The organism is Aeromonas sp. FL131 (genome assembly GCF_049860615.1).
Lineage (GTDB): Bacteria > Pseudomonadota > Gammaproteobacteria > Enterobacterales > Aeromonadaceae > Aeromonas > Aeromonas hydrophila.
Window position 1 is genome coordinate 4,227,501 of record NZ_CP187595.1, and the last position, 25,105, is coordinate 4,252,605.

Genomic DNA, 25,105 nt, shown 5'->3' on the forward strand with positions numbered 1-25,105 from the left:
TCTTTATATGGGCAATCCGGTCCAGCAGGCCCGCGCCCTCAAGCCGGCCGAGATCGCCTTCCTCAAGACCTCGGCCGACAACTATGTACTGCTCAAGGACGAATACCTGCAGGAGGCCTGACCCCCGGCAGCCACAAACAGGAAGCCCGGCATTATGCCGGGCTTCTCTTCTTATATAGCTATATGACCGTCAGACGAGGTCAGTGGGCCTGATCCCAGTTGTCACCGGTACCCGCTTCCACCACCAGCGGCACATGCAGCTCGGCTGCGGCTGACATCTTCTCCTTGATGATGGCGATGTACTCATCCAGCTTCTCTTCGCGGATCTCGAACACCAGTTCATCGTGCACCTGCATCAGCATGCGGATCGACTGGTCTTCAATCCCGCGGATCCAGCCATCCACGTTGATCATGGCGCGCTTGATGATGTCGGCGGCCGTACCCTGCATGGGGGCGTTGATGGCGGCCCGTTCAGCCGCCTTGCGCAGACCGGCGTTGCGTGACTTGATATCCGGCAGATAGAGGCGACGGCCAAACAGGGTTTCGACGTAACCCTGAGCATCCGCCTGCTGGCGGGTGCGCTCCATGTACTCCAGCACACCCGGGTAGCGTTCGAAGTAGAGATCCATGTACTTCTGCGCTTCGGCACGGCCGATCCCCAGTTGCTTGGCCAGACCGAAGGCACTCATGCCATAGATGAGGCCAAAGTTGATCGCCTTGGCACTGCGGCGCATGTCGCTGGTCACCGCCTCGAGCGCGACCCCGAACACCTCGGCGGCGGTCGCCTTGTGGATGTCCTTGCCCTCGGCGAAGGCAGTCAGCAACCCCTTGTCGCCGGAGAGGTGCGCCATGATGCGCAGCTCGATCTGGGAGTAGTCCGCCGCCACCAGCTTGTAACCGGCGCACGGGATGAAGGCCTGCCGGATGCGGCGACCCTGTTCGTTGCGTACCGGGATGTTCTGCAGGTTGGGATCGGTGGACGAGAGCCGACCGGTCGCCGCCACCGCCTGATGATAGGAGGTGTGTACCCGCCCGGTCTGCAGCTTGATCATCAGCGGCAGCTTGTCGGTGTAGGTGGACTTGAGCTTGGCCAGCCCACGGTGCTCCATCAGCAGTTGCGGCAGCTCATAGGTCTCCGCCAGCTCGGCAAGCACCTCTTCCGCAGTGGATGGCGCTCCCTTGGGGGTCTTTTTGATGATCGGCAGCCCCAGCTTGGTGAAGAGGATCTCCCCCAGCTGCTTGGGCGAGGAGAGGTTGAACTCCTGCCCGGCCAGCTCGTGAGCCTGTTTCTCCAGCTCTGCCAGACGCGCTTCGATCTCCTGACTCTGCTGGTGCAGCAGCTTGGGTTCGATGGTGGTACCGAGTCGCTCCATCCGCGCCAGCACCGGCAGCAGCGGCAGTTCGATCTCGCTGAACACCTTGGCGAGGCTCGGCTCGGCAGAGAGCTTGCCCCACAGCGTCTGATGCAGACGCAGGGTGATGTCGGCATCTTCCGCCGCGTAAGGAGCCGCCTGCTCCAGTTCAATCTGGTTGAAGGTGAGCTGCTTGACCCCCTTGCCGGCGATATCCTCGAACGAGATGGTCTCGGCATTCAGATATCTGCGGGCCAGCGAATCCATGTCGTGGCGGCTGGCAGTGGAGTTGAGCACATAGGACTCGAGCATGGTGTCGTAGGCGATGCCCTGCAGCTCGATACCGTGGTTGAGCAGCACGTTGCGATCGTACTTGAGGTTCTGCCCCACCTTGAGGCGGGCCGGATCTTCCAGCAGCGGTTTGAGCTTGCCGAGCACCACGGCCTCGGTCAGCTGCACCGGCGCCCCCAGATAGTCGTGGCCGAAAGGCACGTAGGCCGCCTTGCCCGGCTCGATGGCAAAGGAGACGCCAACAACGCGTGCTTCCATATAGTCGAGACTGGTGGTCTCGGTATCGAAGGCAAACAGCGGCGCCGCCTGCAGACGGGCCAGCCACTCATCGAATTCCGCCTCATCCAGGATGCAGCGATAGTCGGTTTCGATGGCGGCTACCGGAGCAGCACCTTCATCATCACCCTCGGCTTCGCTCCCCTCAGCGCCACCGGACTCCAACTCTTTGATCAGGTTGCGCAGCTCGTACTCACGATAGACCGCCAGCAGAGCCTCCTTGTCGATGGGGCCGAGCTGCAGCTCTTCCAAACTCTGATCCAGCGCCACATCGGTCTTGATGGTGGCCAGCATATAGGAGAGGCGCACCTGCTCTTCCTGTTCGCGGAACTTGTCGGCGAACGCCTTGGAGCCACGGAAGCCGAGCGCAGCCACCTTGTCGAGGTTGGCGGCGATCTCGTCGATGCTGCCGATCCCCTGCAGCAAGGCCAGTGCGGTCTTCTCGCCAACCCCGGTCATGCCGGGGATGTTGTCCACCTTGTCCCCCATCAGGGCCAGGTAGTCGATGATGAGCTCGGGCGGTACGCCGAACTTCTCGATCACCCCTTCCCGATCGGTCTTCACGTCCTTCATGGTGTCGATCAGGGTGACATGGTCGGAAACCAGCTGCGCCATGTCCTTGTCGCCGGTGCTGATCAGCACCGGCAGCTGCTTCTCGGTCGCCTGACGGGCCAGAGTGCCGATCACGTCGTCGGCCTCCACCCCTTCCACCATCAGGAAGGGGAAACCCATCGCCTTGATCATCTGGTGGATGGGGGCAACCTGGCTGCGCAGATCGTCCGGCATGCTGGCCCGGTTGGCCTTGTATTCGGGATAGATGTCGTCGCGGAAGGTCTTGCCCTTGGCATCGAACACCACGGCCACGTGGCAGTCGGGGTACTGCTTGCGCAGGCTGCGCATCATGTTGGCCATGACACGGACGGCGCCGCTCGGCAAACCGGTCGAGGTGCGCAGATCGGCCTGCTGGGAGGCAAAGAAGGCGCGGTAAAGATATGAAGAGCCGTCGACCAGAATAAGGGGATTGCTAGGGGCCATGAAATCGTCCTGCCAGAGATAAACAGCCGCTAGGATGCCACAGGGCCCCCCTCACACCAAGAGGGGCAAAGACCCTGCCGGCGGATCCTCACAGGCCATCAATCTGTGGATAACTCTGTGCTCAAAAATGGGGGGCAGTATGAACCACAGTGATTAAACTGTGCACAAAAATATAAAAACCAATAAATAACAATTGGTTGCGCATGTAAAAACCGATCGCAAGACGACTTGAATGATCTCGATCAATGTGGAAAAAAATTTAAGGGAGTAAGTACGGCAGGATCCAAAACGAAACAATCCTAGCACAGCAAGATGACTTGACCAGCTGAGGACGAACGATAACCATACAAAAGTACAACAATCCATTCTGGCTCACATTTTCAACAACGAGGAGTCTGTCATGAAAAAAGTGGCCGTGATCTTGAGTGGCTGTGGCGTCTTTGACGGGGCCGAAATCCACGAGGCCGTCATCAGTCTGCTGGCGCTGGCCAGGCAGGGCGCTGTAGTCCAGTGCTTCGCCCCCAATGTTCCACAGCTCCATGTGATCAACCACCTGACCGGGGAAGTGAGTGAAGGCGAGCGCCGCAACGTGCTGGTTGAAGCGGCCCGCCTCTGCCGCGGCCAGATAAGGGACGTGGCCGAGCTGGATGCAGCCGACTACGATGCCCTGCTGGTGCCGGGTGGCTTTGGAGCCGCCAAGAACCTGTGCGACTTCGCCATCAAGGGGGCCGAGTGCCAAATCCAGCCGGATGTACTGAAGGCGTGCCAGAGCTTCGCCAGGGCCGGCAAGCCGGCCGCCTACATCTGCATCGCACCGGCCATGATCCCGCTCATCTATGGCGCCGGCACCCTGGCCACCATAGGCCACGACGAGGGCACCGCCAACGCCATCGAGGCGATGGGGGGCAGCCACCTCAACTGCCCGGTCAATGAGTTCGTGGTGGATCAGGAGCGCAAGGTGATCTCCACCCCCGCCTACATGCTGGCCAACAACATAGTGGAAGCAGCAGACGGCATCGAGAAGACCGTCAAACAGCTGCTGGCACTCTGATTGCCAGACTGACCCAAACAAACGGGCCGCTCATGGAGCGGCCCGTTTTCAATTCTCGCGGATGGCGATGACTCAGATGCTTTCGCCCATCTGGTCCATCTTGCCCAGCAGGGCACGCAGACGTTCTTGCCAGGCGACGTGCTCGTTGCGCAGCTGATGGTTCTCGTCTTGCAGCTTGTTGTTCTGCTCTTTCAGCTCGTCCAGCTCCATCTTCAGCAGGGAGATGTTGTCGACGGCGGATTGTACTTTGGATTCGAGTTGCTCAAGGACTTCTAGTGACATATGCATACCTGTATGTTCAATTGCGATGCCCCACAGAGGGCGATTCAAGCGCGTGAAGCCAGCATACCCCGAGCCTATCGGCACAAACAAGCCGGTGCGCTGTAAAATGCGCCTTCCATGGATGTATTGCCTAAATATGCGTCTATTTTTCTCGCATCCTGCGCCCGGGCCACAGCCGGCCCCGCACAAGTCGCCACCTAGCCCCTGCGCAACCGCCCTGCACGCCCTTCCCGAAAGCCCGCATCATCAGGCGTGCAGGGCGATATAGGCCCCCAGCAGCAGACAGGCGACCCCGTACATCAGCAGGCCGTAGAGCAGGTTGCCGCGCAGAATCGCCCCGGCACTCAGGTTGTAGCGGGAGGCCAGCGCCAGGTTGGAGCCGGAGAGCGGACTGGTACCGGTGGCCAGCCCCCAGCCCAGCAGGAAGCACATGCCGAGCAGGCTGGGATCCGGCGAGAGCGGCCACAACAGCGGCGCCAATCCTGAGATGCTGATGAGCGGGTGCACCCCGACGATGGCCACCAACAGGATCAGCAACAGGGTGAGCGAAGACTCCAGCCAGCCGAAGTGATGGAAGAAGGGCAAACCGTGGCCGCCACCCAGCTCGAACACCGACAACGCACTGTTGATGCCGGCGGCCAGCAGACCCGCCCCCAGAAACAGCACCAGTTGGCCACCGATGGCGGGGAAGCGTTCCACCACCTGCCGCTTGAGGGCCGGGCCGCGCCCCGCGCTCGGCATGAAGGCAAAGGCCAGCAGTGGTGCCACCAGGGCGATCACCGCCAGGATGCCGAGATCCGGCCAGATCTGCTTGATCAGCAGCACCAGCAGGGCCAGGGCCACCGGCAATCCCAGAGTCTGCAGCCGCAGCGGATAGCCGGCAAAGTCCGCCACCCCCAGCCGTTCCACCTGCCAGGCGGTCAGCCCCATCGCCAGCAGGGTCGCCACCACCCCGAACGGCAGGATGCGCGACAGCTGCAGGCCGGGCGCATAGGTGAGCGCCACCGCCATGGCGACGAAGAAGGGGGACCAGAAGGCCGCCGCGCAGAAGATCCGGCTCAGTACCAGCACCTGACGCCGCTCCAGCGTACCGCCCCGTTCCAGCCGATCGCCGATGATGAACAGCACCGAGAGGTTGATGACGGCCCCCAGCAGGTTGAGGCTGGCCATGGTGCTCCACAGCCCCTTGCGCCCTTGCCATGAGGTGGTGCCGATCAAGAGGCCCGAGGTGGCGAGATTGAGGGTACTCACCGCCGCAAACATGGTGAGCATGTTGATGTTGGGCAGCAGCCAGTCACCGGCGGTGAGGCTTGCCCCCCGCCAGCAGGAGAAAATCAGCAGTGCCAGCGCCGCCCCGTACAGGGCCAGCGCCTGGCGCCGTGCCGCGCCCACCAGCCAGGGCCAGGTGAGCAGCGAGGCCCCCCAGGCCGCGATGGCCGCCGGCCAGGGGGAGAATCCCAGATAGAGGTGCAGCAGATTGAGCAGCCACATCCCCAGGATCAGATAACCCGACCAGCGCTTGGCCATCGATGCACCTCGGTCAGGGGATCAGAGACACTGATCCATGTCCAGCGACGGCTTGTCGCACTCCGGACGACCCACGATCTTGGCGGGTACGCCCGCCACCGTGGTGTGCGGTGGCACCGGGTTGATCACCACGCTGCCGGCGCCAATCTTGGCCCCCATGCCCACCTCGATATTGCCGAGCACCTTGGCACCCGCCCCTATCATCACCCCTTCCCGGATCTTGGGGTGGCGATCGCCGCTCTCCTTGCCGGTACCACCCAGGGTGACGCTCTGCAGGATGGAGACATCGTCCTCGATCACCGCCGTCTCGCCCACCACGATGCCGGTGGCATGGTCAAACATGATGCCCTTGCCGATACGGGCGGCCGGGTGCACGTCCACGCCGAACACCACGGAAATCTGGTTCTGCAGGTAGAGCGCCAGCGAGCGACGCCCCTGGCGCCACAGCCAGTTGGCGACCCGGTAGCCTTGCAGGGCATGGAAGCCCTTGAGGTAGAGCAGCGGGGTGGAGAAGAGATCGACCGCCGGGTCGCGCTCCTGCACGGCGCAGATATCGGCCGCCACGACCGCCAGCAGCTCGGGCTCGCTGCGCAGGGCCAGCTCGATCACCTCGCGCAGGGCGATGGCGGGCATGGTGGCGCTGTCGAGCTTGTTGGCCAGCTGGAAGCTGAGGGCCGAACGCAGGTTCTTGTGATTGAGAATGGTGGAGTGGAAGAAGCTGGCCAGCATGGGCTCTTCGGTCGCCATGCTCGCCGCTTCTTGCTGAATTTTTTGCCAGGTTCTGGCAACCAGATCATCCATGTTGCAGCCTACTGTTGTTCTGAGGGAGTGCCTTGCTGTTCCTTGTGCACCACGGAGATGGGGTCCATATGAATGATGACATCCATGCGCTCGAACGCCTGACGAACCGCCAGTTCGGCTTCATCGGCAATCTGATGGGCCTTGACCAGAGGGAGCTGATCGTCCAGTTCCAGATGCAACTGCACGAAACGGGTCGGACCGGATTGGCGGGTGCGCAGATCATGCACCCCGTGTACACCTTCGACGTCACAGCAGAGGGCCATTATTCTCGCTTGTTCCTCGGCTGGCAACTGACGATCGAGCAGCGCCTGCACCGATTCATAGCCGATGTGCAGCGCCCCCCACAGCAGGAACAACCCGATCAGGATGGCAAACAGGCCGTCGGCCCAGTACCAGCCCTGTCCCGCCAGCACCAGTGCCAGCAGCACGCCGCCGTTGAGCAGCAGGTCGGAGCGGTAGTGCAGCATGTCGGCCTTGATGGCCACGCTGTTGGTCTTGCGGATCACCAGGCTCTGGAAGCTGACCAGCAGCAGGGTCAGCACGATGGAACCACCACTGACCCACAGACCCGCTTCGAGTCGCTCCAGCGGCGCCTGCTTGAGCAGGGAGGAGATGCCGTGCATCACCAGCAGCAGGGCGGAACCGGAGATAAAGGCCGCCTGGATCAGCCCGGCCAGCGACTCCGCCTTGCCGTGGCCGAAGCGGTGTTCGTCGTCAGCCGGTGACAGGGCGTAGCGGATCGCCAGCAGGTTGATGATGGAGGCGCTCACGTCCATGAAGGAGTCGGTGAGGGAAGCCAGCAGGCTCGAGGAGTCGGTCATCAGCCAGGCAATCAGCTTGCCGGTGATCAGCAGGGTGGCGGTCGTGACGGCGGCCATGCTGGCCAGCGTCACCCAGCGGGAATATTGTTGATGGCTCAAAACCGGCTTTCCTCTTGCGGTTAAAAATCTATTATACCCTGACCCCGACGCCGGATTGGCGCGAAAAATCAGCGGAATGACTTCAGATGCACAAAATACTCCTGGTCGACGACGATCTCGAGCTGACCCAGTTGCTCACCGAAATTCTGACCCTGGAAGGCTTCCAGGTGACCGTCGCCGAAGATGGCGAAGAGGGCTTGCAATGGCTGGCCGAACAGCACTTCAACCTGGTGCTGCTGGACGTGATGATGCCCAAGCTCAACGGCTTCGCCATGCTGGCTCGACTGCGCAAGACCCACGACACCCCGGTGCTGATGCTGACCGCCCGTGGCGACAGCCAGGATAGGGTCAACGGGCTGGAGGCGGGGGCTGACGACTATCTCGCCAAGCCGTTCGACGATCGGGAGCTGCTGGCCCGGGTGCGCGCCATCCTGCGCCGTACCCAGGGCACCCAACCCCAGCGCGGCGGCAGTTCGGAAGAGGTGCGCTTCATGGATCTGGTGCTGCAACCCGGCCTGCAGCAGGCCAGCTGCCACGGCGAACTGCTGGAGCTGACCGCCACCGAATTCGGCCTGCTGGAGTGCCTGCTGCGCAACCCGGGCCAGATCGTCAGCAAGAGCCAGCTCTCCGAGCTGGTGCTCGGCAAGAAGCTCGAGCCCTTCGATCGCGCCATCGACATGCACCTGAGCAACCTGCGCAAGAAACTGCCTGAGCGTACCGATGGCCAGCCCCGCTTCAAGACGGTGCGCGGCAGGGGCTATCTGTGGCTGGAACAGGCATGAGAACCGCCCGCACCTTCAACGGTCTCTCCACCCAGATCTTCCTCTGGTTCTGGTTCATGCTGTTGCTGGTGGTGGCCGCCGTGGTGATCCTGCCGACCCTGGATCCCCGCAACATCATTCCGCTGCCGGCCCACGAGATCACCCGCCTCAACAACAACCTGAAGGCGCTGCAGAAGGGGGCTGACCCCAATCAGGATTTCGATCTGGCCCAGGCCATCGATGCCGCCGGCCTGCTGCCGGTCGACAACATCTATTTGCGCGATGCCAAGGGACAGATGCAGTCCAGCACCCGCCTGAGCAAGTTCGTGATCCGTTTCATGCTCGACTCGGACAACCCGGCCAAGCCCATGCTGGGCAGCGAGCACAAGCGGGCCATCGCCGGCCCCTTCCAGATGACGCATCACGGCCAGATCTATCACATCTACTTCGGCCTCAACGTCGAGAACTCCTATCTGTTCCTGTTCATCCAGATCCTGGATCACCCGATCCAGATCCTCGGCATTGCCATGCTGGTCAGCACCCCGCTCTGCCTGTTGCTGGCCTGGCGGCTGACCCGTCCCATCCTGCAGTTGCAGCAGTCGGTCTCCCAGCTGGCGGAGGGCAATCTGGAGGCGCAGATCCCCAACCTGGGGCGGCGGGACGAGATCGGCCAGCTGGCGGATCACGTCAGCCACATGGTCGATACCCTCAAGAACATGATCCAGAAGCAGAAACAGCTGCTCTCCGACATCTCCCACGAGCTGCGCAGCCCGCTCACCCGCATCCAGCTGGCGCAGGCGCTGATCCGCCGCAAACAGGGGGACAGCAACGAGCTGGTACGGATCGAATCGGAGATCGGCCGGCTCGACAAGCTGATCGGTGACCTGCTCGACCTGTCGCGGGTACAGCAGCATGTGGAAGCGCCGGTGGTGATGCCGTTGGCCGAGCTGCTGGAGCCCATCCTGGACGACGCCATGTTCGAGGCGAACCAGAGCGGCAAGCAGCTCAGGCTGCCACCGCTGCCGGCTGAATCGCTGCGGATGTGGCCCGATCTGCTGGCCCGGGCACTGGAGAATCCACTGCGCAACGCGCTCAAATACGCCCGCGAGTTCATCAAGGTGGACTGGTATCGGGAGGGACTGGAGTGGGTGATGACCATCCGCGACGACGGTCCCGGCGTGCCGGTGGAGCAGCAGGCCCAGCTGTTCCTGCCCTTCTTCCGGGTGGATGATGCCCGCAACGCCAAGACCGGCGGCACCGGGCTGGGGCTGGCCATCGCCGCGGAGGCCATTGCGCGCCACGGCGGCACCATCCGCGCCAGCAGCAATCAACCGGCCGGGCTGACCATCACCATCCGCCTGCCCATCGGCTGAGCAGGCTCTTTTCATCCGTACGGGCGCTGGGTATGCTGGCGCCCTTTTCGCCCCATCAGGACGCCGTCATGCTCGACATCGTGCTCTACCAACCGGAAATTCCGCCCAACACCGGCAACATCATCCGCCTCTGCGCCAACACCGGCTATCGACTGCACCTGATAGAACCGCTGGGGTTTGAGTGGGATGACAAGCGGGTGAAGCGGGCGGGGCTCGACTACCACGAGTTTGCCGAGGTAAAGCGCTGGCCAAGCTTCGAAGCCTTTCTGGAGGCGGTGGCGCCGACACGGGTATTCGCCTGTACCACCAAGGGGCGCACCGCCCATTCGGCGGTGCAGTTTGCCGCAGGCGATACCCTGCTGTTCGGGCCCGAGAGCCGCGGCCTGCCCATCGAGATCATCGAGAGCCTGCCGTTCGAGCAGCGGCTGCGCATCCCCATGCTGCCCCAGAGCCGCAGCATGAACCTCGCCAATGCGGTGGCGGTGTTCGTCTACGAAAGCTGGCGCCAGCTGGGCTACGCCGGCTCGCTGCAGGAATGAACCCGACAGATCCAGGCAGACGTTGAGGTCAGCAGGAGGCCTGCTGCGCCTCTCCCACCCCGTGGGCTGAGTGCAGCAGCCGGCCATCGCGCTCCAGCTGCCAGCAAAGCCAGCCCAGCGTCAGCCCCCGCCCCGCCATCAGGGCCGCCATCGCGGCCCACAAGGCCGCCACGCCCCAACCCTGACAGAGCCACCAGACCGGGAAGAAGCCGCACAGTGCCGCCACCAGCATGCTGTTACGCATCTCCCGCGCCCGGGTCGCCCCGATGAAGACCCCGTCCAGCAAGAAGCACCAGACTGCCAGCAGCGGCATGGCGATGAGCCAGGGCAGCTGCGCGTTGGCGGCGGCGATCACCGCCGGCAGATCGGTGATGTGCGCGATCAGCCGACTGCCTCCCACCGCAAACAGCAGGCTGAACGTCAGGGCAATCAGCAGCGCCCAGCCGAGATTGAGCACGATGGCCTCCCGCAGTCCCTGCCGATCACGCCGCCCGATGGCGCGGCCCACCATGGCCTCCACCGCGTAGGCGAAGCCATCCAGCCCATAGGAGATCAGCATCAGGAAGTTGAGCAGCACCGCATTGGCCGCCACCGCCACATCTCCCAGCCTGGCACCCTGCAGGGTCATGAAGGCGAAACAGAGTTGCAGGCAGAGGGAGCGGATGAAGATGTCCCGGTTCAGGGCCAGCAGTCGCAGCAGCGCGGGCCACTGGCGCCAGCGCTGCCAGGCACCCTGCCACACCGACGCGGCCAGCCGGCGCAGGTGACGGCTCACCAGCCAAAGCCCCAACCCGAGCGCGCTGTAGTCCGCCAGCAGCGAGGCAGCGGCGACCCCTTTCACCTGCCAACCCAGCCCCAGCACGAACCAGGCATCGAGCCCCATGTTGACCAGATTGGTGAAGATCAGCAGCAGCATGGGGCTGCGCGCATCCTGCATGCCCAGCAGCCAACCCATGATCACCAGGTTGCAGAGCGCCGCCGGGGCGCTCCAGACTCGCACCGAAACATACTCGGCGGCATAGTGCTGCACCTCGGCAGAGCCACCGCTGAGCGCGATGAGAGTGGGGATCAGCGGCAGCAACAGCAGCAGCAACGCCACCCCCAGCCCGACGGCAAGCCCCAGCGCACGGGCCAGGGTGTCGAGCTGGCCGGCCGGGCTGCTGGCGCCATGAGCCTGGGCGGTCAGCCCCGTGGTGGACATCCGCAGGAAGCCGAGCAGCCAGAACAGCAGGTTGATGAGGGTGGCGCCGACCGACACGCCGCCGAGGAACCAGACCTGACCGAGATGACCGATCACCCAGGTATCCACCAGCCCCAGCAGCGGGGTGGTGACATTGGAAAACACCATGGGCAGGGCCAGGGCAAACACGGCGCGGTGGCGCCGCCCGTCCCGCCACCAGACGGGGGTCAGCATGTCGGAGGGAATCCGTTGCTCATCATGCGTCGTCCAGCCGCACTATCTTGGCAAAGTCCGACACCATGCTCGCCATGACGACCCTGGGCACACTGCCCTCGCTCAAACGGGGGCGAAACACGGCCTCCAGCTTGCCGGCCGGATTGATCAGCACAATGGAGGCGGAGTGGTCGATCAGGTAATCCTTCTCACCCTGGTCGGCGATGGAGTAGATGAGCCCCAGATTGCGCACGAACGGGAACAACTTGTCGTGGGGGCCGGTCGCCGCCTTGAACTCCGGGTTGAAGAAAGCGGTATAGGTCTTGAGACGGGCCACGTCGTCCCGCTGCGGATCCGCCGAGATGAACACCACCTGGCTGTTCGGGGCGATCTTTTTCAGCTCGGGGTAGACGGAACGCAGATCCGCCAGGGTGGTCGGGCAGATGTCTGGGCAGAAGGTGTAGCCGACGAACAGGAAGGTCCAGTGGCCGGTCAGGCTGGCAGGGACGAAGGGTTGGCCATCCTGATCGGTGAAGGCGAACGGATTGATGTCCCGCCCCGCCGGATAGTAGTCGGCATGCTCGGGCAGGGAGGGCTGGTTCCAGTAAAATCCGGCCATCATGCCCCCGACCAGCAGCAGAAACAGCAAGGGGTAACGCGGTTTAACCATAAGAGAACAGACCCTTTCACTTCGACATACCCGCCAACCGGGCCCGAATGGAAGAGCCATTGTAACCCAGCCGGCGCCGGACCGGTCACCCCCTTGTAGCGGATGCCCGTTCGCTGGCCAACTTCCGTCAGAAGATGACGCAAGGGCCGGTGATACCGCAATGCTGTTCACTTAAGCGGAGCCGCATTGCGATTTACCGGAAAACGGGTCTTTGATATCTTCACCGCCCTGGGTCTCGATGGCCTGGGGCGTTTTTCTATGAACATGACGCCTATGCAGCCCCGCAACTCCGCCAACCTCCGTGGCGTATGGGCTGGCGATAACGCGCCCGCCATCACTGCCATCTGGTTCGCGATGAAATGACAGGCAAACTTAAAGCTCACCTCATTGGGCGCTCGCTGATGGGCTACGGCGGCCTGGCTGGCCTCCCGCCTGACCAGATTGTATCCAAGCAGCAATCCCCACAGCTCCTGATAGACCAAGTCCACTTTCTTGCTTCTCAGCGTGATGGCGTTGTGCTGCATCGCGCTTTTGATATCCCGGTATCCCAGCTCGATTTCCCAGCGCTCGTGGTACAGGGTCGCCACCTGAGCTGCGCTGAATCGCGCCACGGGCAGGGAGGTAAAGACCGTTTTCTCCTTGCCTGCCACCTCATAGGTCACTGCGCGAACTTGCCAGTGTGTCGGCAACGCCGGGTTTTTCTTGCGAGCCTGAGGCGAGACCGTCATTTGCAACAGACGGTCACCGTCGCCATAGCGCTCAAGTTCCGTGTATACCAGCCCCTTGCGTTCCGGGATGAGCCAGTGACGGTCGGTGTCTTCGGCCTGAATACGCAGCAACAGGTCGGCACCGAAGAAGCCTTTATCCAGCAGGGTCACTGACTTGTCCGGCAATGAGTGAATGAACTCGCTGGCCAGGGGGATTTCCCCTTTGCGGTACGGGCTGATGGCCGCGTTGGCAATGACATGCGAGCGGACATTCATGAGCGTGACCAACCGCAGCATCGGGTAGGGTGTCTGCCGGTTGGTTGAGGTGTTACCCGAGCCGAAATGTGCTCTGAGTTCAGGCATATCCTGGGTTCGGAACAGGGCCCCATCGATGGCAAAGACCTGTAAACCGTGCCAATGGTCTTCAGGATAACGTTCCCGCCCCCACACATCGGCGCACTGTTTGAACAGCCACTCGAGCGGCTGTTTGCCGAGTCGCTGACGGGCCTGAGACAGGGCACTGTCCGCGAGCAAGGCATCATTGGCCAACCCTTCTGCACAGATGTTGAGGCGCCGAGCGACCTCGGAGATAGGCTCATTGCGGAAAAAGGCCATCCCCACGACGAGCCACAAGACCATATCAGAAGGTAAGCGGCGTCGGCGGATAGTGGCCTTTTCAGACAAGGCGGCAGCGGCAGTAATCCATTCGTCGGGAATATGGTCGGCAAAAATGGCCAGCCGAGCCAGCATGTCGCCAGATGCCTCAACAACATCGTTCAGATCGTTTGCAATAGACATAAAAAAATCCGGAACCAGTGATTGGTTCCGGATTGTCCTACAGCAGAAGGATCGGTCAATGGATCCTTAACTGATCAGCATTGCGGTGATACCGGCCCGAACCCGCCCAAAACAACAGCCCCACCATAAGGTGGGGCTGCACAAGAAGCAGTGACGCTCAGGGCTGTTGTCGACGCCGCTCATGCGGGCGTCTGGACTGTGCCCGCAGCGGAATGACGGGGGCGGTCCAGGGAGCGTCGGCCAGCCCGCCGTCATGATGGCTGTGAAACAGGCGCACCAGCCGGACAATCTTGTCCTTGGGGCACCCCAGCCAGATGGTCCAGCAGGCGCCCTTGTGGTGTACCCAGAGGGCATAGAAACGGGTCATCCGGTTACCCTTGATGAAACGGGTGATGGAAGAAACGGGCGATGCCAGACCCGGATCCCATGGCGAGCTTGAAGCCATACCTGTCCTCCTCGATCAACAGGTCACGCCAACCGGCACCGCCCATCACCACCAGGGTGAATGAATCGATGACTGCCGCGTGTCGACTGCGCGAGTGTGCCGCTGCGGTGCCGACTGCCGGCACCCTGCTGACCACTCTCCCTTCTATCCCGCAAGCGCCTCTTTGCCAGATGTGGCCTGCACACCGCACGAGGCTGTTGTTTTTCCCTGCTGCCCTCCGGGTTCCTGCTATCAGCGATCTGGATAACGCGCGTCATGGCGAGCAGCGGGGGCGGCTCAAGCCAACGAGTCCGCCTTACCAAATGATATATCTGAAATGAATCGCCTGCGGTCACCGCCCGCAGACAAAAGTAGCGGGTATCAGGATCTGATTGAAATCATGGGGAAAGGAGTACAGAAACGAAACGGCCTCCCGCAGGAGGCCATTTCATGGCAAGGATTACATCCAGTCGGCGTTGCGAATGACGCCGACCGCCAGCCCCTCGATGATGAGCTGCTGACAGGAGAGATCCACCTCAATGGGGGAGAGCTCTTCGTTCTCCGGCAGCAGCCACACCTGGCTGCCCTTGCGCTGGAAGCGCTTGACGGTGACATCTTCGTCGAGCCGTGCCACCACTACCTGGCCGTTGCGCACCTCCTGGGTCTTGTGAACCGCCAGCAGATCGCCATCCAGAATGCCGATGTTCTTCATGCTCATGCCCTGTACCCGCAGCAGGAAGTCAGCCCGCGGGTGAAACAGGGCCGGATCCACCTGGTAGTGGCTCTCGATATGTTCCTGCGCCAGGATGGGTTCGCCGGCGGCCACCTTGCCGATCAGCGGCAGACCGCTCTCTTCCAGTTGCTCTTCCTCTTCGAGCAACAGGCGGATGCCGCGGGACGTGCCCGGCATGATCTCGATGACCCCCTTTTTGGCCAGGGCCTTCAGATGTTCCTCGGCCGCATTAGCCGACTTGAAACCAAGCTTCTGGGCTATCTCGGCGCGAGTCGGCGGCATGCCGGTTTCGTTCATGTTCGCCTTGATCAACTCCAGCACTTCGGCCTGGCGGGGAGTAAGGGGTTTCATAGCATGGGCACCTGTCTTTTTATACAGCACACTGGCAGTATATACAGTGCAGTGGCCAAGGCAAGGCGCAGCTGACATTTGTCGCGGCCCGGCTCTCATTTGCTGCAGATTTGATCCCGCGCAGCCGACTCATCGTACCTCTCGGCGACAAGCTGTCGGTGATTTGCTATGCTCACGCCGCATTTTTTTGGAGAGCAGACGCACATGTCCCTTGGACAGAACATTTCCAGAGCCATCTTGCAATGGCCGGTCAGCGGCTTGGTCAATCACAAGAGCCTGCCGGAAAATCCCATCACCGAGCTCAAGCTGGATCCGGCCAGACCCATCGTCTACGCCCTGAAGACCAGCTCGATCACCGACCTGATGACCCTGCAACAGTGCTGCGAGGATCTCGGCCTGCCCGGCCCCTTCACCCCGCTGGAGCTGAACGGCCAGTTGCTGCCCCGTTATGTCTGTCTGGACCGTCCGCCTCCCCTGTTCGGCAAGCGCAGCAAGCCGCTGCCCTTCCTGCAGGAGTTCCACCAGCTGCTGGATCTGCACAAGCAGGATCCGGCGCTGGATATCCAGGTGGTCCCCGTCACCCTGTTCTGGGGCCGTGCCCCCGGCCGGGAAGGCGAGGAGGCCTCCGGCTGGAACATCATCAGCAGCCTGGCACCAAACCGCCTCAAGAAGGCGCTCATCGTGATCCTCAAGGGACGCGAGAACCTGGTGCGCTTCTCCCCGCCGCTCTCCCTGCGTCACATGGCGGACAAGCACGGCACCGACGAGGCCATCGCCCACAAGCTGGCTCGGGTCGCCCGTACCCACTTCAGCCGCCAGCAGCTGGCCGCCACCGGCCCCAAGCTGCCCAACCGCAACCTGCTGTTCAAACAGCTGCTCGATTCGAACGTCATTCAGCAAGCCATCGAGGAAGAGGCCCAGCGCGAGGGGATCAGCCTGGAGAAAGCCCAGAAACGGGCCCACGGCTACATGGACGAGATCGCCTCCGACTTCTCCTACCGGCTGATCCGGCTCGGCGAAAGCTTCCTCGGCTGGCTGTGGAACAAGCTCTACCGCGGCCTCTCGGTCAACGGCGCCGAGAAAGTGCGCCAGCTGGCCCAGGAAGGACACGAGATCGTCTATGTGCCCTGCCATCGCAGCCACATGGACTATCTGCTGCTCTCCTACGTCATCTACCACCAGGGTATGGTGCCGCCCCACATCGCGGCGGGCATCAACCTCAACTTCTGGCCGGCGGGCCCGATCTTCCGCCACGGCGGCGCCTTCTTCATCCGCCGCACCTTCAAGGGCAACCCGCTCTACAGCACGGTATTCCGGGAATACCTCAACCTGCTGTTTGCCAAAGGTTATTCGGTGGAGTTCTTCACCGAGGGCGGGCGTTCGCGTACCGGCCGCCTGCTGCCGCCCAAGACCGGCATGCTGGCGATGACCCTGCAGGCCATGATGCGCGGGCTGGACAGACCGGTGACCCTGGTGCCCGTCTATCTGGGCTACGAGCACGTGATGGAGGTGAACACCTACCACAACGAGCTCAAGGGCAGCCGCAAGGAGAAGGAGAGCTTCCTGCAGGTGCTCGGCATCCTGCGCAAGCTGCGCAACTACGGCCGGGGCTTCGTCAACTTCGGCGAACCGCTGACCCTCAACAGCTACCTGAGCGAGCATATACCCGACTGGAAACAGCACATCGGAGAAGAGGAGCGTCCGGAGTGGATGGCGGGCACCGTCAACCAGCTGGCCGAGCTGCTGATGACCCGCATCAACGGGGCTGCCGCCGTCAACGGCCTGACCCTGAGCGCGCTGGCGCTGCTGGCCGCCGAGCGCCATGCCCTGACCCGCGACGAACTGCAAGCCCAGCTCAACACCTATCTGGACCTGCTCAAGCAGGTGCCCTACAGCCCGCACAGCACCATCCCGGACGAGGATGCCAAGACCCTGCTGGATCAGGCGATGGAGCTCAACAAGTTCGAGGTGAGCGAGGACAAGCTGGGCCAGATCGTCAGCCTGGACCGCTATCAGGCGATCCTGCTGACCTACTACCGCAACAACATCCTCCATCTATTCGCCATGCCCTCCCTGGTAGCGGCCCTGATCGAGCGCTGCGAGGGGATCTCCCGCAGCGAAATCGTTGCCCGTTGCATCGACATCTACCCGCTGCTCAAGACCGAGCTGTTCCTGCGCTACGAAGAGGACGAGTTGCCGGAGCTGGTCGATGCCCTGCTGGCCGAACTGCAGCGCCAGCAGCTGATCGAGGCCCGCGACGGCGGCTTCTGGGTCAATCCGGTCAACCAGACCCGCCTGCTGTTGCTGGCGGAGAGCATTCAGGAGACCCTGCAACGCTACGCCATCGTGCTGACCCGGGTGCTGGCCCAGCCCCGCATCGAGGCCGAGCAGCTGGAGGCGGACGGCCTGATGATGGCAGAGCGCCTCGGCACCCTGCACGGCATCAACGCCCCCGAGTTCTTCGACCAAAAGCTGTTCAGCACCCTGATCCACACCCTGCGCAGCGAAGGCTACCTCGACCCGGGCTGCAAGCCGGATCTGGGCCGCTTCCAGGCGCTGGCAGACAACATAGTGCCGCTGCTGAGCACCAAGATCCGCCGCACCATCCAGGCTGGCAACCGGCTCTGACCCCGCTCGCACGACACCATAAAAAAGGCCGCAACATGCGCAATGCTGATCAGTTAAGGATCCATTGACCGATCCTTCTGCTGTAGGACAATCCGGAACCAATCACTGGTTCCGGATTTTTTTATGTCTATTGCAAACGATCTGAACGATGTTGTTGAGGCATCTGGCGACATGCTGGCTCGGCTGGCCATTTTTGCCGACCATATTCCCGACGAATGGATTACTGCCGCTGCCGCCTTGTCTGAAAAGGCCACTATCCGCCGACGCCGCTTACCTTCTGATATGGTCTTGTGGCTCGTCGTGGGGATGGCCTTTTTCCGCAATGAGCCTATCTCCGAGGTCGCTCGGCGCCTCAACATCTGTGCAGAAGGGTTGGCCAATGATGCCTTGCTCGCGGACAGTGCCCTGTCTCAGGCCCGTCAGCGACTCGGCAAACAGCCGCTCGAGTGGCTGTTCAAACAGTGCGCCGATGTGTGGGGGCGGGAACGTTATCCTGAAGACCATTGGCACGGTTTACAGGTCTTTGCCATCGATGGGGCCCTGTTCCGAACCCAGGATATGCCTGAACTCAGAGCACATTTCGGCTCGGGTAACACCTCAACCAACCGGCAGACACCCTACCCGATGCTGCGGTTGGTCACGCTCATGAATGTCCGCTCGCATGTCATTGCCAACGCGGCCATCAGCCCGTACCGCAAAGGGGAAATCCCCCTGGCCAGCGAGTTCATTCACTCATTGCCGGACAAGTCAGTGACCCTGCTGGATAAAGGCTTCTTCGGTGCCGACCTGTTGCTGCGTATTCAGGCCGAAGACACCGACCGTCACTGGCTCATCCCGGAACGCAAGGGGCTGGTATACACGGAACTTGAGCGCTATGGCGACGGTGACCGTCTGTTGCAAATGACGGTCTCGCCTCAGGCTCGCAAGAAAAACCCGGCGTTGCCGACACACTGGCAAGTTCGCGCAGTGACCTATGAGGTGGCAGGCAAGGAGAAAACGGTCTTTACCTCCCTGCCCGTGGCGCGATTCAGCGCAGCTCAGGTGGCGACCCTGTACCACGAGCGCTGGGAAATCGAGCTGGGATACCGGGATATCAAAAGCGCGATGCAGCACAACGCCATCACGCTGAGAAGCAAGAAAGTGGACTTGGTCTATCAGGAGCTGTGGGGATTGCTGCTTGGATACAATCTGGTCAGGCGGGAGGCCAGCCAGGCCGCCGTAGCCCATCAGCGAGCGCCCAATGAGGTGAGCTTTAAGTTTGCCTGTCATTTCATCGCGAACCAGATGGCAGTGATGGCGGGCGCGTTATCGCCAGCCCATACGCCACGGAGGTTGGCGGAGTTGCGGGGCTGCATAGGCGTCATGTTCATAGAAAAACGCCCCAGGCCATCGAGACCCAGGGCGGTGAAGATATCAAAGACCCGTTTTCCGGTAAATCGCAATGCGGCTCCGCTTAAGTGAACAGCATTGCGCAACATGCGGCCTTTTTTCATGACAGGAGCGGGCTTACAGGTAGTTGATCACTACCCCGGCAAAGATCAGCGCCCCCACGTAGTTGTTGTTGAGAAACGCCTGGAAGCAGGCCTCCCGCTGCCGCTCACGGATCAGCCGCTGCTGATAGACGAACAGCGCCGCCGCCGCCAAGAGCGACCAGTAGTAGCTGGAGCCCAGCTCGCTCAGCTGCCCCACCAGCAGCAGGATCAGCAGGGTCAGCAGCTGCAGCGCGCCGATGATCCGCTTGTCGTGGCGGCCGAACAGGATGGCGCTCGACTTGAGGCCGAGCTTGAGGTCGTCGTCCCGGTCCACCATGGCGTACTGGGTGTCGTAGGCGATGGTCCACAGCAGGTTGGCGAGAAACACCAGCCAGGCCACCGCCGGCAAGGCGTTGGCCTGAGCAGCATAGGCCATGGGAATCGACCAGGAGAAGGCCATGCCGAGCACCAGCTGGGGGATCGGGATGTAGCGCTTCATGAAGGGGTAGCAGACCGCCAGCAGTAGGGCCGCGAACGACAGGCCGATGGTGAGCGGGTTCATGGTCAGCACCAGGGCGAACGAGATGAGCGCCAGCACCGCAAACAGCGCCAGCACCTCCCGCGGCTTGACCTTGCCCATGGGCAGCGGCCGGCCGGCGGTGCGCTTCACGTGACCGTCGAAGTTGCGATCCGCATAGTCGTTGATGACGCAACCGGCGGAGCGCATCAGAAACACCCCCACCACGAACACCAGCAGGGTCCAGAGATCCGGCAGGCCGTCAGCCGCCAGCCACAGTGCCCACAGGGTCGGCCACAGCAGCAGCAGGGTACCGATGGGCTTGTCGATGCGGGCCAACTGCACGTAGGCCAGTCCCCGCTCCTTGGTTAACAGATTCACTCCAGCTCCTTGTTGCATGACAGAGAGGGCAAGAAGAGTTCATGGACCAGCAGTGGCCATTGCCCCAGAAACAGACGGGAACGACGTCCCCAGACGGTGCCGGCCGGACACCAGGGATTGCTCGCAATCTCGAAACAGGCCAGTTGCAGGTTATCGCGCCGGGCAGGCTCGTCACCGAAGATACGTTCGCCCAGGGGTTGCTCACCCAGCTCGCGCAGACCGCTCTCTTGCAGGGCCGCTTCGGCAAACAGGGTCCAGCCCAGCACGGCCGGCCCATGATCGCCGTGCAGGATCACCTCGCGGCACAGCCCCATGGGGTGCTCGGCGACCACCAGCTGCTGCTCGTCGGCGTCGAGGGCGACGCTGCGATTGCCAAACAGTTGTACCGAGAAGTGGCGATTGTGGCGGCGCAGGCGCCGGGTCATGGAATCGGCCTCCAGCAACCAGGGCAGCAAGGCCTCGGGCGGCTCGCACTGCGCGGGCGTCTGCCAGGGCACGAGCCGGGCAAGGGGAACAGTCAACTCGGACTTCACAGCTTCACCATCCGGAGATTTCCGTTATCAGGTTAAAATCCGGTTTATTATCCGTAAATCAATCGAGAATTGTAAGAACATCCGTGCTTGACGGCCCCGATGGCAGCATCAAAAATGGGGTATCTCTTGCTGATGAGCCATCCCTATGAAGCTATTCAAATTTCTGCTGGTGTTGTTACTAAGCTGCGGTGCACTTCAGGCCTATGCCTCCGAAGGGGGGGAAGCCCCTGCAGAAGGGGAAGCTGCCGCCGCCAAGCCGGGTTTCTTCTATCACCTGCTGGATCCCGACATCATCACCAACTACCTGAGCGATGGCAAAACCCTCGGCTACGTCCGGGTGACGGTGGAGCTGATGGCCGAGAACGAGGCCGACCTCAAGCTGCTGGAGCAGCATGACCCCCTCATTCGTGACGCCATCATCCGCCTGATGGGCAGCAAGAGTGCCGACCAGATCAAGTCGCTGGTCAGCCGCGAAGACCTGCGCAAGGAGTGCCAGACTAGGGCCAACGAGCTGCTGGTGAAGGAAACCGGCAAGAAGGCGGTGCGCGAGCTGATCTTTACCAAGTTCCTCTATCAGTAATCTCCCGTCACCACGAGCGGGCCGCGAGATCATCCGGGCCCGCTCGCTGTTTTAGAAATGAAAATTGATTACACTAGGGCCCACCGAGTTGTCGAGGTAGTCGAGATGGGCAACAAGACCCTGTGTGAATGGCGTCGCAGCGAGATCCCGGCCGATCTCAAGACCCTGCGCAAAATCGTGCGCAAACCCAAGTTCGTCTGCGGCAAGTGTGCCCGCAGCGCCAACGACAAGAGCTATCTGTGTCAGCCGCTGCGGTTGAAAGAGAAAGAAGCCTGAGCCGCCAGCCCGGCTATTGATCGGTCCAGCCCTGGCGGCCCTGCTCGAACAGCCGGCGCGCCTGGACGTCATTGGGGCAGACCCCGCGATACTCGCCACCGGAACGGCCCGCCAGATAGAGGTGCTCCGGCCGGCAATACCAGGCCAGGCCCTTCTGATGCCCCTGTTTCCACAGCTCGGCATCCACCTTCTCGCCGCACTGGGCCTGATGAAACTCGACCCGCTCGGCGGTAAAGCCCAGCTTGCCATCGGCCTCCCCCACCTCGCTCCACACCTTCTCGCACGGATCGTCCGAATGGGAGGCGCAGCCCCCGAGCAGAACGGCAAACACTATCACCGAGAGTCGCATAATCATCCTTGAGTGTCGTTTGGGCAGTTCATTCTAGCCAGAGCCGCAGCCCCCTCCAAGCGCCTCTCCCCATTCCTGTGAGCCGCCCAAAAAAACAGGCGGGCCCGAGGCCCGCCTGTGTATTCAATACGCGGATTACTGGTCGTCGAGAGGGTCATCATCCTGCCAGCTCTCGTCTTCCCATTCATCCAGCTCTTCTTCCCAGGATTCCGGCTCCCAATCGTCATCGAGATCGTAATCCGGCTTGTGTCCACCCATGCTCATTCTCCTTGGATAGTGCACCCGCACTCAAAGTCTATCCAGAAAAATGGGGCTCGCCAGTCAGGGCTGGATCAAAGTTTGACCAGGGTGCGACCTGCGATTTGCCCTTGGGTGATGGCTTCGGCGGCCTCCGCCACCTGCTCCAGCCCGATCTCGGTGACCGCCTGCGCAAAGAAGCTGGCAGGCAGATCCCGCGCCAGTCGCTGCCACGCCAATTGGCGGCGCGCCAGCGGGCACATCACCGAATCGACCCCCTGCAACCGCACGTTGCGCAGGATGAAGGGCATCACGCTGGTGGGCAGATCGAAGCCACCTGCCAGCCCGCATGCCGCCACGGCGCCGCCGTAGTTCATCTGAGCCAGCAGCTTGGCCAGCACCTGACTGCCGACGGTATCGACCGCCCCGGCCCACAGCTGCTTCTCCAGCGGCTTGGCGGGCTCCAGCAGCTCGCTGCGCGGCACGATGCGACTGGCGCCAAGCGCCGTCAGCAGCTCGCCCTGCTCCTCTGGACGGCCGGTCAGGGCCGCCACCTGATAACCCAGCGCGGCCAGCAAGGCGACGGCGGTGGAGCCCACCCCACCGGCGGCGCCGGTCACCAGGATCTCGCCGCTCTGCGGGGTCACTCCCGCCTCTTCCAGCGCCAGCACGCAGAGCATGGCGGTCAGACCGGCGGTGCCGATGCACATGGCCTGGCGCTCATCCAGCCCGGCCGGCAGCGGCACCAGCCAGTCGGCCTTGACCCGCGCCTGTTCGGCCATGCCGCCCCAGTGGCCTTCCCCCACGCCCCAGCCGGTCAGCACTACTTTGTCGCCCGGCTGATAGCGGTCGTCGGCAGATTCCAGCACGGTGCCGGCGAAGTCGATGCCGGGCACCAGCGGCCACTGGCGCACTATCTTGCCCTTGCCGGTGATGGCCAGCCCGTCCTTGTAGTTGAGGGAGCTGTAGCTCACCACCACCCGCACCTCGCCGGCCGGCAGCTGGCTCTCGTCCAGCCGGGTCAGGGTCGGCACCGTCTTGCCGTCTTGGTTTTCCAGTAACAGAGCCTTGAACATGGTTGCCTCTTTGATGAGTGTGAAAGGGGTCAGCTGCTTTGCCGCTTCTGCAGCTGGAAATCGAGGGTCAGCGCCGAGCCCATGACGGGTTCACCGGCCAGCTGACGCAAGATGAGATCGGCGGCCTCCTGCCCCATCCGCTGATAGGGGATGCGGACCGAGGTGAGTGCCGGATAGCAGGCCCGCGCCACGTCCAGATCGTCGAAACCGGCGATGGCGAGTTTGCCCGGCACGTTCAGGTGGCGACGCTGGCATTCGAACAGCACCCCGGCCGCCAGCTCGTCGTTGACGCAGACCAGCGCATCCAGTTCGGGCCAGCGCAGCAGGAACTCCCCCAGCATGGCCGCCCCCGTGCTGAAGCTGGGCCGCTCCGAGGTGTTGATGATGGCGTCGGGGGAGAGGTAGTTGTCCAGCAGCGCCTTCTGCCAGCCCTGCATGCGTTGCTGCAGCATCCACTGCTCCTGGCGGGCGCAGAGAAAACCGATATTGCGGTAGCCGCGCTCGATGAGGTGGCGGGTCAGCTGGTAGCCGGCATCGAAGTTGGAGACCCCGACGTTCATGTCGATGGGGCTGCGGGCCATGGCCCCCACCTCCACCACCGGCAGGCGGGCCGCCTGCAGCCGCTGGCGGATGGTCTCGCCGGGATCGCTGCCAAACAGCACCACGGCCGCCGGATTGTGCTGCAAAAAACTGGTCAGCAGGCTCTCTTCCTGCTGCTTGAGGTGCTGGGCATCCCCCAGCATGATCTGGTAACCCTCGCCCCGCAGCGTCTGTTGCAGCCCGGCGATCACCTCGCCGCAGCCACACTCGGTCAGGCTGGGCACGATCACCACTATGGTCTGGGAGGTGGCGGACGCCAGCGCCCCCGCCGCCCGATTGGGGATATAGCCGAGTTCGTCCACCGCCGCCTCGATGCGCTCGCGCATCTTGTCGGACACCAGCTCGGGGGTGCGCAGGGCGCGCGACACCGTCATGGCCCCCACGCCGGCCAGCTGGGCCACATCGTTGAGGGTCACCCGACCCGTGCTACGGCGTTTCTTCGCTTCTGACATCCTTTCCCTTCCTCGGCATACGGGTGCTCACTTTAAGGCAAAAGCGGGGCACTGACTATTTGCTCAAACCGGATTTTACCTCCTTTGAGCCAGAGAAGGGGCAAGATGAATCCCTTCTATGGGAGAAATGATAGCGCTATCACAGATCGATGTTAGCGCTATCTGGTAGCGCTAACTTTCGCGATCAGGCTCACAGTTATCCGCCGGCAAGATCGCTAGATTGGCGCCATCTTATCCAGCCCGGACATTGCCATGCTGACCCAATTGCTGACCGAGGAGGTCATTTCCATCGAAGCGGGCGCCCGCGACTGGCGTCACGCCATCGAGCTGGCCACCGCCCCCCTGCTGGCCAACGGCACCATAGAGCCCTCCTATGTGGCGGCGCTCTACCGCTCCCACGAAGAGCTCGGCCCCTACTACGTGCTGGGCCCGGGCCTGGCCATGCCCCACGCCCGCCCGGAAGACGGGGTCAACCGGCTGGGACTGGCGCTGACCGTGCTGAAGGAGGGGGTCAACTTCGGCTCCGAGGGCAACGACCCGGTCCGACTGCTGGTCACCCTGGCCGCCAGCGACAGCAACTCCCACGTGGAGACCATCGCCCAGCTGGCCGAGCTGTTCATGAATGAAGAAGACGTGGCGGCCATCATGGCGGCCACCAGCAAAGACGACATCTTGCGCATCCTGGCGCGTTATTGAGTGGCGCCCTGCGCCCGACAGAGG

The 25,105-nt window shown here is 62.5% G+C and carries 26 protein-coding genes (1 of these 26 running past the window's edge); 10 read left to right on the forward strand and 16 right to left on the reverse strand.

Annotation, left to right across the window (positions count from 1 at the left end; genetic code table 11):
• On the forward strand, positions 1-121 hold the end of the coding sequence (locus ACPW75_RS19650) for a gamma carbonic anhydrase family protein (protein ID WP_041216372.1). Its footprint begins 419 nt before the window's first position; only the last 121 of its 540 coding nucleotides appear in the window; its start codon lies beyond the left edge, outside the window; the stop codon is at positions 119-121.
• Between the two features lie 79 nt (positions 122-200).
• Here the strand turns inward: ACPW75_RS19650 and polA are convergent, their stop codons facing one another.
• Positions 201-2,954 (reverse strand): DNA polymerase I, encoded by a 2,754-nt coding sequence (gene polA, locus ACPW75_RS19655; protein WP_077098150.1) that lies wholly within the window; start codon positions 2,952-2,954, stop codon positions 201-203.
• A gap of 400 nt (positions 2,955-3,354) precedes the next feature.
• Between polA and elbB the strand changes: the two genes are divergently transcribed.
• A complete protein-coding gene (elbB, locus tag ACPW75_RS19660; RefSeq protein ID WP_077098148.1) occupies positions 3,355-4,005 on the forward strand; it encodes an isoprenoid biosynthesis glyoxalase ElbB in 651 nt (216 codons plus the stop codon).
• A 72-nt stretch (positions 4,006-4,077) separates the two neighbouring features.
• Here elbB and ACPW75_RS19665 read toward each other — a convergent pair whose 3' ends face one another.
• The 4 genes from ACPW75_RS19665 to ACPW75_RS19680 all read right to left on the reverse strand — a co-directional run bounded on the left by ACPW75_RS19665 (position 4,078) and on the right by ACPW75_RS19680 (position 7,535).
• Positions 4,078-4,287 (reverse strand): cell division protein ZapB, encoded by a 210-nt coding sequence (locus ACPW75_RS19665; protein ID WP_016349028.1) that lies wholly within the window; start codon positions 4,285-4,287, stop codon positions 4,078-4,080.
• A gap of 246 nt (positions 4,288-4,533) precedes the next feature.
• A complete protein-coding gene (locus ACPW75_RS19670) occupies positions 4,534-5,814 on the reverse strand; it encodes a hypothetical protein (RefSeq protein ID WP_077098144.1) in 1,281 nt (426 codons plus the stop codon).
• 21 nt (positions 5,815-5,835) lie between these two features.
• Positions 5,836-6,615, reverse strand: coding sequence for a serine O-acetyltransferase (gene cysE / locus ACPW75_RS19675; RefSeq protein WP_011704210.1), 780 nt, complete (start codon positions 6,613-6,615; stop codon positions 5,836-5,838).
• A gap of 8 nt (positions 6,616-6,623) precedes the next feature.
• Positions 6,624-7,535 carry a cation diffusion facilitator family transporter gene (locus ACPW75_RS19680; protein WP_016349026.1) on the reverse strand — a complete coding sequence of 304 codons (912 nt, stop codon included), beginning with the start codon at positions 7,533-7,535 and terminating at the stop codon, positions 6,624-6,626.
• 86 nt (positions 7,536-7,621) lie between these two features.
• On the opposite strand from ACPW75_RS19680, the gene ACPW75_RS19685 reads away from it, so the two are divergent.
• The 3 genes from ACPW75_RS19685 to trmL all read left to right on the forward strand — a co-directional run bounded on the left by ACPW75_RS19685 (position 7,622) and on the right by trmL (position 10,208).
• Positions 7,622-8,317 carry a response regulator gene (locus ACPW75_RS19685; RefSeq protein ID WP_065480266.1) on the forward strand — a complete coding sequence of 232 codons (696 nt, stop codon included), beginning with the start codon at positions 7,622-7,624 and terminating at the stop codon, positions 8,315-8,317.
• Positions 8,314-9,669 carry an ATP-binding protein gene (locus tag ACPW75_RS19690; RefSeq protein ID WP_016349024.1) on the forward strand — a complete coding sequence of 452 codons (1,356 nt, stop codon included), beginning with the start codon at positions 8,314-8,316 and terminating at the stop codon, positions 9,667-9,669. Before ACPW75_RS19685 ends, ACPW75_RS19690 begins: the two co-directional genes overlap by 4 nt.
• Before the next feature lie 68 nt (positions 9,670-9,737).
• Positions 9,738-10,208, forward strand: coding sequence for a tRNA (uridine(34)/cytosine(34)/5-carboxymethylaminomethyluridine(34)-2'-O)-methyltransferase TrmL (gene trmL, locus ACPW75_RS19695; protein WP_190284341.1), 471 nt, complete (start codon positions 9,738-9,740; stop codon positions 10,206-10,208).
• A gap of 28 nt (positions 10,209-10,236) precedes the next feature.
• On the opposite strand, the gene dinF is transcribed toward trmL, so the two are convergent.
• The 5 genes from dinF to lexA all read right to left on the reverse strand — a co-directional run bounded on the left by dinF (position 10,237) and on the right by lexA (position 15,284).
• On the reverse strand, positions 10,237-11,622 hold the full coding sequence (dinF, locus tag ACPW75_RS19700; protein ID WP_077097033.1) for an MATE family efflux transporter DinF: 1,386 nt from the start codon (positions 11,620-11,622) through the stop codon (positions 10,237-10,239).
• 22 nt (positions 11,623-11,644) lie between these two features.
• The gene (locus ACPW75_RS19705) at positions 11,645-12,271 is read right to left on the reverse strand and encodes an SCO family protein (RefSeq protein ID WP_016349021.1); all 627 of its coding nucleotides are present in this window, start codon (positions 12,269-12,271) and stop codon (positions 11,645-11,647) included.
• Between the two features lie 167 nt (positions 12,272-12,438).
• A complete protein-coding gene (locus tag ACPW75_RS19710) occupies positions 12,439-13,776 on the reverse strand; it encodes an IS4-like element ISAeme15 family transposase (RefSeq protein ID WP_024945976.1) in 1,338 nt (445 codons plus the stop codon).
• A 157-nt stretch (positions 13,777-13,933) separates the two neighbouring features.
• Positions 13,934-14,221: a hypothetical protein gene (locus ACPW75_RS19715; RefSeq protein WP_011704202.1), complete on the reverse strand. Its 288-nt coding sequence runs from the start codon at positions 14,219-14,221 to the stop codon at positions 13,934-13,936.
• 439 nt (positions 14,222-14,660) lie between these two features.
• Entirely contained in the window at positions 14,661-15,284 is a 624-nt protein-coding gene (lexA, locus tag ACPW75_RS19720; protein WP_077097037.1) for a transcriptional repressor LexA, read from the reverse strand.
• Between the two features lie 204 nt (positions 15,285-15,488).
• Here lexA and plsB point away from each other — a divergent pair, with 204 nt between their 5' ends.
• Both plsB and ACPW75_RS19730 read left to right on the forward strand, forming a co-directional pair.
• Complete coding sequence (gene plsB, locus ACPW75_RS19725; protein ID WP_077097039.1) at positions 15,489-17,912, forward strand: glycerol-3-phosphate 1-O-acyltransferase PlsB; 2,424 nt, start codon at positions 15,489-15,491, stop codon at positions 17,910-17,912.
• 123 nt (positions 17,913-18,035) lie between these two features.
• Positions 18,036-19,373 (forward strand): IS4-like element ISAeme15 family transposase, encoded by a 1,338-nt coding sequence (locus ACPW75_RS19730; protein WP_024945976.1) that lies wholly within the window; start codon positions 18,036-18,038, stop codon positions 19,371-19,373.
• A 45-nt stretch (positions 19,374-19,418) separates the two neighbouring features.
• Here ACPW75_RS19730 and ubiA read toward each other — a convergent pair whose 3' ends face one another.
• Positions 19,419-20,282 carry a 4-hydroxybenzoate octaprenyltransferase gene (gene ubiA, locus ACPW75_RS19735; protein ID WP_011704199.1) on the reverse strand — a complete coding sequence of 288 codons (864 nt, stop codon included), beginning with the start codon at positions 20,280-20,282 and terminating at the stop codon, positions 19,419-19,421.
• Positions 20,279-20,815: a chorismate--pyruvate lyase family protein gene (locus ACPW75_RS19740; protein WP_077097041.1), complete on the reverse strand. Its 537-nt coding sequence runs from the start codon at positions 20,813-20,815 to the stop codon at positions 20,279-20,281. The genes ubiA and ACPW75_RS19740 overlap by 4 nt, the downstream gene beginning before the upstream one ends.
• A gap of 145 nt (positions 20,816-20,960) precedes the next feature.
• On the opposite strand from ACPW75_RS19740, the gene ACPW75_RS19745 reads away from it, so the two are divergent.
• Both ACPW75_RS19745 and ACPW75_RS19750 read left to right on the forward strand, forming a co-directional pair.
• On the forward strand, positions 20,961-21,395 hold the full coding sequence (locus tag ACPW75_RS19745; RefSeq protein ID WP_011704197.1) for a flagellar basal body-associated FliL family protein: 435 nt from the start codon (positions 20,961-20,963) through the stop codon (positions 21,393-21,395).
• Between the two features lie 105 nt (positions 21,396-21,500).
• A complete protein-coding gene (locus tag ACPW75_RS19750) occupies positions 21,501-21,671 on the forward strand; it encodes a hypothetical protein (protein ID WP_005307551.1) in 171 nt (56 codons plus the stop codon).
• Positions 21,672-21,684: 13 nt separating this feature from the next.
• Here the strand turns inward: ACPW75_RS19750 and ACPW75_RS19755 are convergent, their stop codons facing one another.
• The 4 genes from ACPW75_RS19755 to ACPW75_RS19770 all read right to left on the reverse strand — a co-directional run bounded on the left by ACPW75_RS19755 (position 21,685) and on the right by ACPW75_RS19770 (position 24,385).
• Positions 21,685-22,026 (reverse strand): DUF2799 domain-containing protein, encoded by a 342-nt coding sequence (locus tag ACPW75_RS19755; protein WP_011704195.1) that lies wholly within the window; start codon positions 22,024-22,026, stop codon positions 21,685-21,687.
• A gap of 129 nt (positions 22,027-22,155) precedes the next feature.
• Positions 22,156-22,278, reverse strand: coding sequence for a hypothetical protein (locus ACPW75_RS19760; RefSeq protein WP_016349017.1), 123 nt, complete (start codon positions 22,276-22,278; stop codon positions 22,156-22,158).
• Positions 22,279-22,352: 74 nt separating this feature from the next.
• Positions 22,353-23,333: an MDR family oxidoreductase gene (locus tag ACPW75_RS19765; RefSeq protein ID WP_077097043.1), complete on the reverse strand. Its 981-nt coding sequence runs from the start codon at positions 23,331-23,333 to the stop codon at positions 22,353-22,355.
• Between the two features lie 29 nt (positions 23,334-23,362).
• The gene (locus ACPW75_RS19770) at positions 23,363-24,385 is read right to left on the reverse strand and encodes a LacI family DNA-binding transcriptional regulator (protein WP_024946139.1); all 1,023 of its coding nucleotides are present in this window, start codon (positions 24,383-24,385) and stop codon (positions 23,363-23,365) included.
• A gap of 252 nt (positions 24,386-24,637) precedes the next feature.
• Between ACPW75_RS19770 and ACPW75_RS19775 the strand changes: the two genes are divergently transcribed.
• Complete coding sequence (locus ACPW75_RS19775; RefSeq protein ID WP_005307534.1) at positions 24,638-25,081, forward strand: PTS sugar transporter subunit IIA; 444 nt, start codon at positions 24,638-24,640, stop codon at positions 25,079-25,081.
• Positions 25,082-25,105 lie beyond the last annotated feature (24 nt).